This window comes from Curtobacterium sp. B8, from assembly GCF_000333315.1.
In the GTDB taxonomy this organism is placed as follows: domain Bacteria; phylum Actinomycetota; class Actinomycetes; order Actinomycetales; family Microbacteriaceae; genus Curtobacterium; species Curtobacterium luteum.
The window spans coordinates 1-11901 of sequence record NZ_BACW01000685.1; the positions used below are offsets into that span (position 1 = coordinate 1).

General features: G+C 72.1%; 12 protein-coding genes and 1 pseudogene. 9 read left to right on the forward strand and 4 right to left on the reverse strand.

Annotated elements, in window-relative coordinates:
• The coding region (locus I59_RS20470; protein ID WP_042726917.1) for a GntR family transcriptional regulator at positions 1–235 on the reverse strand (235 nt) is incomplete at its 3' end.
• A gap of 60 nt (positions 236–295) precedes the next feature.
• Here I59_RS20470 and I59_RS18350 point away from each other — a divergent pair.
• From I59_RS18350 to I59_RS18360, 3 genes are all read left to right on the forward strand, one after another.
• Complete coding sequence (locus I59_RS18350; RefSeq protein ID WP_022905125.1) at positions 296–964, forward strand: YitT family protein; 669 nt, start codon at positions 296–298, stop codon at positions 962–964.
• An 80-nt stretch (positions 965–1044) separates the two neighbouring features.
• Positions 1045–1893, forward strand: a complete 849-nt coding sequence (locus I59_RS18355; RefSeq protein WP_022905126.1) for a DUF4097 family beta strand repeat-containing protein — start codon at positions 1045–1047, stop codon at positions 1891–1893.
• Complete coding sequence (locus I59_RS18360; protein ID WP_022905127.1) at positions 1890–2471, forward strand: PadR family transcriptional regulator; 582 nt, start codon at positions 1890–1892, stop codon at positions 2469–2471. The genes I59_RS18355 and I59_RS18360 overlap by 4 nt, the downstream gene beginning before the upstream one ends.
• Positions 2472–2611: 140 nt before the next feature.
• On the opposite strand, the gene I59_RS18365 is transcribed toward I59_RS18360, so the two are convergent.
• Positions 2612–3400 carry a MerR family transcriptional regulator gene (locus tag I59_RS18365; protein WP_042726918.1) on the reverse strand — a complete coding sequence of 263 codons (789 nt, stop codon included), beginning with the start codon at positions 3398–3400 and terminating at the stop codon, positions 2612–2614.
• 130 nt (positions 3401–3530) lie between these two features.
• Here I59_RS18365 and I59_RS18370 point away from each other — a divergent pair, with 130 nt between their 5' ends.
• From I59_RS18370 to I59_RS20475, 4 genes are all read left to right on the forward strand, one after another.
• The gene (locus I59_RS18370; protein ID WP_042726919.1) at positions 3531–5798 is read left to right on the forward strand and encodes an APC family permease; all 2268 of its coding nucleotides are present in this window, start codon (positions 3531–3533) and stop codon (positions 5796–5798) included.
• 37 nt (positions 5799–5835) lie between these two features.
• A complete protein-coding gene (locus I59_RS18375) occupies positions 5836–6591 on the forward strand; it encodes a hypothetical protein (protein ID WP_022905130.1) in 756 nt (251 codons plus the stop codon).
• 93 nt (positions 6592–6684) lie between these two features.
• Positions 6685–6963 (forward strand): DUF3072 domain-containing protein, encoded by a 279-nt coding sequence (locus I59_RS18380; RefSeq protein WP_031274603.1) that lies wholly within the window; start codon positions 6685–6687, stop codon positions 6961–6963.
• Positions 6964–7083: 120 nt separating this feature from the next.
• Positions 7084–7437, forward strand: a complete 354-nt coding sequence (locus tag I59_RS20475; RefSeq protein ID WP_307120495.1) for a DoxX family protein — start codon at positions 7084–7086, stop codon at positions 7435–7437.
• Between the two features lie 437 nt (positions 7438–7874).
• Here I59_RS20475 and I59_RS21695 read toward each other — a convergent pair.
• A pseudogene (locus I59_RS21695) lies at positions 7875–9008 on the reverse strand (flavin-containing monooxygenase); the annotation flags it as partial.
• Here I59_RS21695 and I59_RS18395 point away from each other — a divergent pair.
• Positions 9007–9222 (forward strand): DUF3073 domain-containing protein, encoded by a 216-nt coding sequence (locus tag I59_RS18395; protein ID WP_022905133.1) that lies wholly within the window; start codon positions 9007–9009, stop codon positions 9220–9222. The pseudogene I59_RS21695 and the gene I59_RS18395 overlap by 2 nt on opposite strands.
• Before the next feature lie 367 nt (positions 9223–9589).
• On the opposite strand, the gene purM is transcribed toward I59_RS18395, so the two are convergent.
• Entirely contained in the window at positions 9590–10693 is a 1104-nt protein-coding gene (gene purM / locus I59_RS18400; RefSeq protein ID WP_022905134.1) for a phosphoribosylformylglycinamidine cyclo-ligase, read from the reverse strand.
• 70 nt (positions 10694–10763) lie between these two features.
• Between purM and purF the strand changes: the two genes are divergently transcribed.
• Positions 10764–11901: amidophosphoribosyltransferase (gene purF, locus I59_RS18405; protein ID WP_022905135.1), on the forward strand; the 1138-nt coding region annotated here is incomplete at its 3' end.

An 11901-nucleotide genomic window follows, 5' to 3' on the forward strand; every position in this document is an offset into this window, starting at 1 on the left:
AGGACCCGTCTTCGCGGAGGCGCGCGTACGCCCCGGCGACCGTGGTCCGTGAGACGCCGAGGGCCGACGCGAGGCCGCGCTCGGCGGGCAGTCGGACGCCCTGCGGGATGCGGCCGTCGATCGCGAGGACCCGGAGGGCGTCGGAGAGCGCCTCGTACGCGGCGGCGTCCGTACCGGCACGCCAGTCGGTGAGGAGGAGCGCTGCGGACCGGGCGCTCAGCTGGACGGGGGTCATGGGTCCACGGTAGCGCGATTGGCCCTCGACCAGCAGGCCAATCTGCCGCACGATCGGAGCATGTCCCGCACCCCCGCCCTCACCCTCCGGTTCGCGCAGCTCATGGTCGGTCTGTTCCTCTACGGCGCCTCGACCGCGCTCCAGGTCCGTGCGGTGGTGGGTGTCGCCTCGTGGACGGTCCTCACCGAGGGGCTCGAGCACGTCGTGCCGTGGTCGTTCGGGGTCATCACCGTGGTGTCGAGCGGGGTCATCCTGCTGTTCTGGATCCCGCTGCGGCAGAAGCCCGGCATCGGCACCCTGCTCAACGCCCTGGCGATCGGCCCGTCGGCGGACCTCGTGCTGTGGCTCGTCCCGGCGCCCGACGGGCTGCTCCCCCGGGTCGGCCTCTTCGTGGCCGGACTCCTGCTGCTCGCCGTCGCGACGGCGTTCTACATCGGTGCCGGGTTCGGCACCGGCGCGCGCGACGGGCTGATGGTCGGGGTCTCGCAGCGCTTCGGGTGGCCGATCTGGGTCGCCCGGACCGTCATCGAGGTCACCGTCGTCATCGTCGGGTGGCTGCTCGGTGGCGACGTGGGCGCCGGCACGGTGGTCGCCGCGTTCGCGATCGGCCCGATGGTGCAACCGCTGATGCCGCTCTTCCGCCGGTTCCCGTGGAGCCCGGAGCGCACGCGGGTCGCGGTCCCGAGCTCGCTCACCGCCCCTGGCCTGGAGGCGCGGACCACCTCCTGAGTGTTCGCTTGCGGCCGTCGGAACTCGCGATGTATCGTGACCTCACCAGACGCGATACATCGCGAGTTCGAGGAGACAACATGGCTCAGGAGAAGTGGCTCGTCGAGGAGCCCAAGGTCATCGACACCGGCATCGTCCGTCGCCTGCGCGTCGGACTCGTCGGCGGACAGGTGGACGTCGTCGCGCACGACGAACCGACCGCCCGGGTGGAGGTCCACAGCGTGTCGGGCAAGCCGCTCATGGTCGAGGTGGACGGCGACACCCTCACCGTCGACCACCCGCAGATCCGGTGGGACGACCCGATCGGCTTCCTCAAGTCCTTCCGGGGCAAGGCGCACGCCGACGTGAGCATCCTCGTGCCGCGGGACGCCCCGGTGACGCTCGGCGTCGTCTCGGCCGGGTCGCTCCTGTCCGGGACGAACCGCGGCGCGACGCTCAACACCGTCTCCGGCGACGTCGTCGTGGACGGGGTCGCGGGCGACGTCACCGTGAACGCGGTCTCCGGCACGACCACCGTCCGGGAACTCGACGGCGCCCTCACGGTGCACACGGTCTCGGGCGACGTCGTGGCCACCGGCGCGATCCCCCGGTTCCAGGCGGACGGAGTGAACGCCGACGTCGTGCTCGACCTGCACGGCACGCCGGACTCCGCGCGCGTCAACACGGTGTCGGGCTCGGTCAGCGTCCGACTCGAGGACGGCGTGCCCTACCGGTGCACGGTCTCGACGGCCTCGGGCAAGCTGCAGTTCGACGACTCGGAGATCCGTGGCGTGCGCGGTTCCTACGTCAAGCAGGGCGGGGAGCTCTCCGGCCAGTGGCTCGACCTCAAGGTGAACTCGGTGTCCGGCGACATCGCGGTGCTCCACGCGCCGCCCGTCGCCGACGAGGCCGCGACCACCCCGACGACCGATGGTGAGGTGCCCGCATGAGCCCCGTCTTCGCGCACGGTCACCTGCGCCTCTACCTGCTCGTCCTCCTCGCCGACCACCCGATGCACGGCTACGAGCTGATCACGGCCCTCGGCGACCGCTTCGGCGGCACGTACGTCCCGAGCGCCGGCACGGTCTACCCGCGCCTGGCCAAGCTCCAGGACGAGGGACTCGTGACCGGGACCGCCGACGGCCGGAAGACCGTCTACGCGATCACGGACGCCGGACGCGCCGAGCTCGACGCCCGCGCCGCCGAGGTCGCCGCGCTCGAGGACGGGATGACCGACTCGGTGAAGTCCCTCGCGGACGGCGTGCGGGCCTCGGTCGGCGAGGCCATGCGGTCCCTCCGCGCCGACCTCGCCGCGAGCGCTCAGACTCCGCGCGGACAGACCGCCGACGAGCCCGTGGACGTCCCGACCGCCGGTGCCAGTGCCCTGCGCGAGGTCGAGATGGTCCTGTCGTCGTTCCGGCAGCAGGTCCGGGCGGACCTCCGCCGGCAGGCGACGCGGGGCACGCTCACCGCGGACACCGTCAGCCGCCTGCGGGACGGACTCGAGGCGGTGCGCCGCTCGCTCTGACGGTGAGCGGCGGAGGCGAGCACCGAAGCGAGCACCGGTCGCGAGCACCGAGGGGAGCACCGACCGGGGCGGGCCGACACGGCGGGCGCACACCGCGCCTCCCGGTCGGCCCGCCCCCGCAGCGGCCGTGTCCGCCGCTCCTACACCGCGCCCGCGTCGGCGAGGGCGTGCATGGCGTCCCGGAGCGCGCGTGCCGCACCCGGGCCGGCCCACTCGTACGCCTGCGTGAAGCGCTCGTCGTGCACGTACATGTCGGCGAGCGTGCGGAACCGGTCGGCCGTCAGGGCGGGCCCGGGCGCCTGTGCGAGCCAGGCGAGCTGTCGGCGCGCGAGGGCCGTGCCCGCGGCCGAAGTCGGCGCGTCGTCGGAGACGGCGAGCGCCGCCGCGTCCGTGGCGATCGCGCGCTGTTCTGCTTGGAAGGCCGCTTTGGCAGCCGGGTCGTTCGCCGACCACCAGTCCTGCCCGCGTTGCCAGGCGTCGGCGCCCCAGCGCTCCTCGACCTCCTGACGGAACCGGGTCTGGTCGAACCCGTCGAAGGTGTCCTGCGTGGTCATGTCGTCTCCTCGTTCGATCCTGGTGATGGTGGTGCGCACGGCTGCGAGCTGCCGCGCGAGCCGGTCGCGCTCCTGCTCGAGCCAGGTGACGTGCGCCCGGAGTGCGGCGACGTCGTCCTGCTCGCCGTCGAGCACCCGGGCGATCTCGGACAGTCCGAGGCCGAGTCCGCGGAGGAGCAGGATGCGCTGGAGCCGGACGAGCGCGCCGTCGTCGTAGCGACGGAGCCCGCCCTCGCCCACGGCGGTCGCCGGCAGCAGACCGATCGCGTCGTAGTGGCGGAGCGTCCGACTGGACACGCCGGCCGCGCGTGCCACGTCGGAGATGCCGTGCGGCGCTTTCGCAGCGACGGATGCGTTGTCTGTCCGATCACTCATGCAGGACACGCTAGAGGTTGACGCGGCGTCAACCACAAGCCCCTCGCCCTGCACAGGTTGCACGGATGTGCACGAACACGGAATACCGGCGGGTGCCCCCGTGTTGACTCCGGGTCCGAAATGAGTAGGTTTGCCCGTCGTGACGAACGAGATCCGGTCGCTGAAGGCGCGGCTGATCGGGGACCCCCTCCCCTCCGAGAAGCTCGAGGGACAGCTCCTCCCGAAGCACCTGGCACTGCCGATCTTCGCGAGTGACCCGCTCTCCTCCGTGGCCTACGCGCCGCAGGAGCTCCTCATGATCCTGCTGCTCGGCGGCATGGCCTTCCTGACCTTCGCCCCGTGGGTGGCCGCACTCGTGGTGCTGCTGCTCGTCGTGGTCGTCGCGTCCTACCGGCAGCTCATCAAGGCGTACCCGTCGGGTGGCGGCGACTACGAGGTGGCGCACCGCAACCTCGGCGAGAAGGCCGGCCTCGTCGTGGCGAGCGCGCTGCTCGTCGACTACGTCATGACCGTCGCCGTGTCGGTGGCCTCCGGCGTGGACAACATCATCTCGGCGCTGCCGGTCCTCAACGAGTTCCGGGTCGAGCTGGCGCTGCTCTTCGTCGTGCTGCTCGCGGCGGTGAACCTCCGCGGGGTCCGCGAGTCGAGCAAGGCGTTCGCGATCCCGACCTACCTGTTCGTCGCGTCCGTGTTCGTGATGGTCGTCACGGGCCTGGTGCGGGTCGCCACCGGGCACACCCCCGTGGCCGAATCCGCGCAGTACACCGTGCAGAACGTCGAGCACACCACCCAGGCCGCCTTCGTCCTGCTCCTGCTCCGAGCCTTCGCCTCCGGTTGCTCCGCGCTCACCGGCGTCGAGGCGATCGCGAACGGCGTGCAGGCGTTCCGCCGTCCGAAGATCCAGAACGCACAGAAGACCCTCGTCGCGATGGGCGGCATCGCGATCGTCCTGTTCATCGGGCTCATCACGCTCGCGCTCGTCGCCCGTGTCCACTACGCCGAGAGCGCCTGCGACCTCCAGGGGTTCGCGAACTGCGCCACGACACCGCAGCGCTCGCTCATCGCACAGATCGCCGCCGCCACGTTCGGGGACAACTCGGTGCTGTTCTTCGTCGTGCAGGCGACGACCGCGGCGGTCCTGCTGCTCGCGGCGAACACGGCGTTCAACGGGTTCCCGCTGCTCGGCTCGATCCTCGCCCGCGACTCCTACGCACCCAAGGCACTCTCGACCCGCGGCGACCGCCTCATCTACTCGAACGGCGTGATCGTGCTCGCGCTCGTCGCGGCCGCCCTGCTCATCGTCTACCGGGCGAACGTCACGAGCCTCATCCAGCTGTACATCATCGGCGTCTTCGTGTCGTTCACGCTCGGTCAGACCGGCATGGTCGTGCACTGGACGCGCCTGCTCCGCCAGGACCGCGCGGGCACCGCCACCGAACCCGTGAACCGCGGCCAGGTCGTCCGCTCGCGGCTCATCAACACCATCGGCGCGAGCTTCACGTTCGTGGTGCTCGTGATCGTCACCATCACGAAGTTCACGCACGGCGCGTGGCTCGTGTTCGTGATCATGCCGGTGCTCTTCGTGCTCATGCTCGGGGTGAACCGCTACTACCGCGACGTCCAGCACGAGATCGCCGCCGACGAGGAGACCGAGTTCGGCGCGACCGGCGACCACGCGATCGTGCTCGTGAACAAGCTCCAGAAGCCGGTGCTCAAGGCCCTCGACTACGCGATCGCCGCGAAGCACGCGAGCTTCGAGGCCGTGCACGTCGCGATCGACGACGCCGAGGCGGCGCGATTGCGGGCGCAGTGGGCGGAGCACGGCATCGAGGTCCCGCTGACGATCGTGCCGAGCCCGTACCGCGACATCTCGATGCCGCTCATCAAGTACATCAAGGCGCACCGACTGGAGCACGGCTCAGAGGTGGTCACGGTCTACACGCCGGTGTTCGTCGTCGGGCACTGGTGGGAGAACCTGCTCCACAACCACCGCGGACGTCGGATCCGGAAGAAGCTCCTGCTCGTCCACGGTGTGACCGTCGCCCTGGTGCCGTGGCTGCTCGACTCGTCGGAGCTCCTGTACGGACGCCGCTCCCGCCCGCTGCCCGGCCAGGAACGCCGCGGCGAGCCCGTGCGTCCGCCCCTCCGCCGGTCGCCGCACGGCGTCTTCCACGCCGAGCGCAGCGACGACCGCCTGCTCCGGTCCGACCAGCGGAACAGCCTCGCCCCGCAGACCGCTCCCGCTCCCGCGCCCCGGCGGGCGTCGCGACCCGCCGGCCCCGCGGAGGGCGTGGACCCGGCGCGGTGCACCGGCGAACTGCGGACCCTCGTGGCGTCGCCCCCGACGGGCCGCACGCCCTCGTCGCCGACCTCGCCCCGCGACGCCGACCGCGGATGACACCGCGTGACGGTGGCCGGTCGTACGATGTGACGCCATGACCCCGACCGACCTCCGGACCTTCGCGACGTTCGACGCGCACGGCGGCAAGGTGTCGAAGCGCGTCGAGGTGCTCGACCACGAACCGCCGGCCGGCAGCCCGCTCGAGGGCCTCGTCGCCGTGCTGGGCGAACACCCCCTCGGAGCGGTCGACGAACGGGCCGCCGACCACTCCTCCGCGCTGTCGCGCGGTGCGCGCGCCATCGGGTGGGTCGACCCCGCCACGCTCCGCGACTGGTACCGGCCCGACCGCGTCGTCATCAGCCGCCTCGAAGCGCGCAGGTCCGGCATCGTCCCGGGCCTCTACGCCGACTCGCGCGGGCGCGGTCGCGTCCGCATCGACGGCCGGGAGGCACTGCTCGCCCCCGACGGTCGGCCCGCGTTCCGCGCGCTGGCCGGCCCCGACGACGCTCCGGTGGTCGACGTCCCGCTGCCGAAGGACCAGGCCGTCCGGCTCGTCGCGGTGTCCGACGTCACCGACGGGCTGGAGATCGTCACCACCCCGGTGTCCCCGTTCCTGACGCCCGGGCCCCACACGGCGTACGACGCCGACGTCCCGGGCTTGCCGCCCCGCCCGGCCACCGGGACGGTCCTGGTCTCGGCGTCGGTCCTGATCGACGGCACGCTGTACGAGGTCGAGCGCATCGACGCGCGTGCGGCGAGCATGTGGATCCGTCGCGATGGGTCGGTCGTGCCGATCGCGCTGAGCACCGTCGGTCCCGACCTCGTGCGCTACGCCGTCGCGGCTGCCTGACCCCGTTCCGGCCGTCCGGGACCGGCGTCGTCGGGCTGTCCGGGGGACGCCGCGCTGGGGTCCCCGTCGGTGGCCCGGCGTAGCGTCCGCGCCATGAGCGATGCAGACCAGACCGACCAGCAGGGCAAGGCCGACCACACCGGCGAGACCCTCGGCGGTCCCCGCCCCGACCCCTCCACGACCGCGAGCAAGGACCCGGAGGACTGGGTCACCGGCGACGAGCCCATGACCGGTCCGCAGCGCAGCTACCTCGACACCCTCGCCCGCGAGGCCGGCGAGGAACTGCCCGCCGACCTCACCAAGGCGGAGGCCTCGGAGCACATCGACCGACTGCAGCAGCAGACCGGCCGCGGTACCGACTCCGCTTCCTGAGCGCGGGTCCGCTGAACGGCGGACCCCAGACTGGGCATGTCCTGGCGATGCCCTGGCGAACTCCGCCGAGGCCCCCGTCCGGGGGTGCTCGGTGACGCGTCAACCGCTACCGTCCCGGGCATGCGAACGACATCGACCTCGATCGGCCTCACCGTGCTCCGCGTCGTCCTCGGCGTGGTCTTCATCGCCCACGGCGCGCAGAAGTTCGCGCAGGGCATCCCGACCGTGACCCAGGGCTTCGCGGGCATGGGGGTCCCGCTCGCCGAGGTCGCCGCGCCGCTCGTCGCGGGGCTCGAACTCGTCGGCGGGGTGTTCCTCGTGGTCGGTGTCGCGACGCGCGTGGTCGGGGCGCTGCTCGCGGTCGACATGGTCGTGGCGGGGCTCCTCGCGCACGCGACCGCCGGGTTCTTCTCGCAGGACGGCGGCTTCGAGTACGTCCTCGTGCTCGCCGTCGGATCGCTGGCCGTCGCGTGACCGGGCCGGGGCGCTTCTCGCTCGATGCCCTGCTGCTGCGCGCGACGCGTCGTCGGCGCGGTGTGGACGAGCCGCTGCCGGCCTGAGCCACCCGCGTCCCCGGCGCGACCACCGACGTCCGGGAGGCGCGGGGCGGACCGGCACCGCGCCTCCCGGCCGTCTGCCCGCCTGACGGCGTGGCGGCCTGGCGTGTCGCCGTGCGAGGTTGCGCACATGGNGCGAGGCCGTTGCCCTCGCCCCGTGCGCGCGGCCTCGCGCCGTGCGTCCCGTCCGCGCCGGCCGGGTCGTCCGGCGGTGCCGGCGAGGACGTCCGTGACCTGCTGGGCGATGCTCCGGCCCGCGCGCTTCGCGCCGATGCTGGAGGCCTGCCGGCCGTAGCCGGCCAGGAAGAGGCGCGGCTCGTCCTCGGACCGGCCGTCGGCGACCACCATGCCACCCGCATCGGTCCGGAGCCGGATCGGGGCGAGGTGCCGGATGTCGGCCCGGATACCGGTCGCCCAGATGACGGCGTCCGGGTGCACGTGCTCGCCGTCCGTGGTGACCACCCCGGACTCGTCGAGGCGTGCGAACATCTGGTCGGCCACGAGCGTCCCGCGGTCGATGCCGGCGCGGATCCGACGCGTGACCGGGATGCCGGTGCCGCTGACGATGCTCGGGAGGACCCGTCCCGTCCGCGCTGCCCGGTCCTGCTCGTCGACCGCCGCGACCGCGGACTCGAGGTCGAGCGAGGCCGTGTCGGACCAGACGACGGGTCGCCGGGTGAACCACCGCGTCGACCGGGCCACACCGTCGAGCTCGAGCAGGAACCCGATCGCGCTCGTCCCGCCGCCGACCACCACGACGTCCTGCCCGGAGAACTCCGCGGCGCTCCGGTACTCCGAGGTGTCGAGCTGCCGACCGGCGAACACGTCCCGGCCCGGGTACCACGGCACGAACGGGGTGCCCCAGGTGCCGGACGCGTTGACGACGACCTCCGAGCTGATCCGGCTCGTCCTCCCGTCCGGCGTCCGCACGGTCGTGCAGAGTCGGTCGGCACCGGGGACGCGCGTCACCGAGGTCACCGCGACCGGGCGACGCACCCGGAGCTCGTAGTGCTGCTCGAACCGGCGGTAGTACTCGCCGACGACGTCCCGCGCGGGACGGGAGCGGTCGGCATCGTCGAACCGGAGACCCATCGCGTGCATGCCCGGGAGGTCGTGCACCCGGTGCGCTGCGCCGAGCCGGAGGGCCTCCCACCGGTGCTGCCACGCCCCGCCGGAGCCCGGCCCACGGTCGAGGACGACGAGGTCCGACCCGGGCACGAGGCCGAGGCGACGCAGGTGGTAGGCCACCGAGAGCCCGGCCTGCCCCGCGCCGATGACGACGACACGCGCGAGCTGGTCGGGAACGGGGTTCGTGGCGTCGCTCATCACATCCGATTCTCCTGGGTGCTCCGCCCTCGCGGCGACGTCCAGATCGGGGTACATGGTAGAGTGATCGGCAGATTTCAAACCACGAACCGTCCGATTCCCCGGGTGTCCACCGACGCCCGCCAGGATCGGACCAGAGCCGATCACGAGGGGGTCACGCATGGGGCGCGGCCGTCAGAAGGCAAAGCACACCAAGGTGGCTCGGGAGCTGAAGTACTTCAGCCCGGAGACGAACTACGGTGCACTCGAGCGAGAGCTCTCCGCCGGGCAACACTCGGACGAGAACTCGTACGTCGACCGCTGGGCGGACCAGTACGGTGACGACGAGGACGACCTCGAGCTCGAGCAACACGAGGACCAGAACAAGTCCGCCTGAGCCGCCCTCGTGCGACACGCCGCTCACCCTCGGGTGCGCGGCGTTTGCGCGTGTCCCGGGCGTGCCCGGCGCGTCGGAGTGCGCCGCGCGCGTGTGCTCGGCGATGGCTGAGGTCAGCCACCCTGATGGGCGGCGTCTCCGTGCGGTCGCGACACCCCGCGTGCAGCATGCCCGAAGGTCACGGGACGTCGCTCCGTCGGGGCGGACGCGACGTTTCCTGACCGCTGGACGATCCGCGGACGGGGTGTCCCGACCGACGCGGCAGGCGGGGGCGGCCGACGCGGCAGGCGGGGGCGGCCGACGCGGCAGGCGGGGGCGGCCGACGCGTCGCGGCGGGCCCGCGCGCCGGCGCCAGGCGCAGCCGACGTCAGGCCGCGTAGGACCCCACGAGCCGCACGGCGCCGCCGTCGACGCCCTTGGCGCCCTGCTCGAACCCGGTGAGGTCCTCGCGCGCCGCCGTCGAGATCGTCCCGACCGCCCACGACGGCAGCCCGGCGGCTCCGAGCGAGGCGATGACGTCCGAGGCAGCCCCGGCCGCGACCACGGCGAACATCCCGATGCCGAGGTTCCACGTGCCCTCGGTGTCCTCCAGCGGCGTGCTCGCCATCTCCGCGAGCACACGGAAGACCGGCAGCGGGGACCAGCTCGACCGGTCGACCTCGACCCACGAGCCGACCGGGAGCACACGTGCGAGGTTCGCCGCGATGCCGCCACCGGTGACGTGCGAGAGCGAGTGCACGGCGCCCGGGCGCGCGGACAGCAGCGAGAGCAGCGGCGTCGTGTAGAGGCGCGTGGGCTCGAGCAGGGCCTCCCCCACGGACACCCCGGCGCCGAACTCCGGCAGCTGGTCGGTGTACTGCACGCCGCGCGTCGACAGGATGTGCCGCACGAGCGAGTACCCGTTCGAGTGCAGGCCCGACGAGGCGATGGCGACGACGACGTCCCCGTCCTCGACGAGGTGCGCGCCGAGCTGAGCGCCGGCCTCGACGACACCCGTCGCCGCTCCCGCGACGTCGTAGTCGTCCGGGCCGAGGAGCCCCGGGTGCTCCGCGGTCTCGCCGCCGACGAGGGCGGTCCCGGTGGCCGAGCAGCCGCGGGCGATCCCGGCGACGATGTCGGCGATGCGGTTCGGCACGACCCGGCCGCACGCGATGTAGTCGGTCATGAACAGCGGCTTCGCGCCGACCACGACGATGTCGTCGACGACCATGCCGACGAGGTCCTGCCCGATCGTGTCGTGCTTGTCGATCGCCTGGGCGATGGCCACCTTCGTGCCGACGCCGTCGGTCGAGGTCGCGAGCAGCGGGTGTTCGAAGTCCTTCAGGAACGAGACGTCGTAGAGCCCCGCGAACCCGCCGACACCGCCCGTCACCGAGGCGTTGTGCGTGGCCGAGACGGCCGACTTCATGAGTTCGACCGCGAGGTCGCCGGCTGCTGTGTCGACGCCGGCCTCGGCGTACGGGTTCGTCATGCGTCGTCCTCCGCAGGGCATGGCAGACTTGTTCGGTCCCCCCGATTCTACGGTCTGGAGCACACCGCGAATGTGCGGCATCGTCGGGCTCGTCGCCCAGAGTCCTGCCAACCAATCCATCTACGACGCTCTGCTCCTCCTGCAGCACCGAGGACAGGACTCGACCGGCATCGCCACGGTCGAGGGTCACATCCACCACATGCACAAGACGCGTGGACACGTGCGGGAGGCCTTCCGCACGCGTGACATGCGGTCCCTGCTCGGCACGATGGGCCTCGGCCACGTGCGCTACGCCACGAAGGGCGCCGCGAGCAACGAGGAAGAGGCACAGCCCTTCTACGTGAACGCGCCCTACGGCATCGTCCTCGTGCACAACGGCAACCTGACGAACACGCGGGAACTCACCCGCGAGCTGTTCGACATCGACCGCCGGCACCTCAACACGAGCTCCGACACCGAGCTGCTCGTCAACGTCCTCGCGCACGAGCTTCAGGGCCAGGTCCGCGGGAAGGACCTCGACCCGGGCCAGGTGTTCGACGCCGTCGAGCGCGTGCACGAGCGCGTCGAGGGCTCCTACGCCGCGATCGCGACGATCGCCGGGCACGGGCTGCTCGCCTTCCGCGACCCGTTCGGCATCCGCCCGCTCATCCTCGGGCACAAGTTCGACGAGGCGGGTCAGCCGGAGTGGGTCGTCGCGTCGGAGTCGCTCGTCCTCGAGTCCGGCGGCTACGAGATCGTCCGGGACATCGCCCCCGGCGAGGCCGTCTTCATCGAGATGAACGGCCAGATGCACGCCCGGCAGTGCGCGAAGAACCCGCGCCTCGTGCCCTGCTCGTTCGAGTACGTCTACCTCGCCCGCCCCGACTCGGTCATGAACGGCATCTCGGTGTACGACGCCCGACTCCGGCTCGGCAACCGCCTCGCGGACACCATCGAGCAGTACGCCCCGACCGGCGACATCGACGTGGTCATGCCGATCCCCGACTCGTCCCGACCCGCGGCCATGCAGGTGGCGCAGAAGCTCGGCATCGAGTACCGCGAGGGCTTCTACAAGAACCGCTACGTCGGTCGCACCTTCATCATGCCGGGGCAGGCGGAGCGCAAGCGGTCCGTGCGGCAGAAGCTCAACGCGATGTCGTCGGAGTTCAAGGGCAAGAACATCCTCATCGTCGACGACTCGATCGTGCGCGGCACGACGAGCAAGGGAT

Bases quoted from the DNA above. Each gene is read 5' to 3' on its own strand.
- I59_RS18350 (WP_022905125.1), top strand. From the start codon at position 296: ATGTCCCGCACCCCCGCCCTCACCCTCCGGTTCGCGCAGCTCATGGTC.
- I59_RS18355 (WP_022905126.1), top strand. From the start codon at position 1,045: ATGGCTCAGGAGAAGTGGCTCGTCGAGGAGCCCAAGGTCATCGACACC.
- I59_RS18360 (WP_022905127.1), top strand. From the start codon at position 1,890: ATGAGCCCCGTCTTCGCGCACGGTCACCTGCGCCTCTACCTGCTCGTC.
- I59_RS18365 (WP_042726918.1), bottom strand. From the start codon at position 3,400: ATGAGTGATCGGACAGACAACGCATCCGTCGCTGCGAAAGCGCCGCAC.
- I59_RS18375 (WP_022905130.1), top strand. From the start codon at position 5,836: ATGACCCCGACCGACCTCCGGACCTTCGCGACGTTCGACGCGCACGGC.
- I59_RS18380 (WP_031274603.1), top strand. From the start codon at position 6,685: ATGAGCGATGCAGACCAGACCGACCAGCAGGGCAAGGCCGACCACACC.
- I59_RS20475 (WP_307120495.1), top strand. From the start codon at position 7,084: ATGCGAACGACATCGACCTCGATCGGCCTCACCGTGCTCCGCGTCGTC.
- I59_RS18395 (WP_022905133.1), top strand. From the start codon at position 9,007: ATGGGGCGCGGCCGTCAGAAGGCAAAGCACACCAAGGTGGCTCGGGAG.
- purM (WP_022905134.1), bottom strand. From the start codon at position 10,693: ATGACGAACCCGTACGCCGAGGCCGGCGTCGACACAGCAGCCGGCGAC.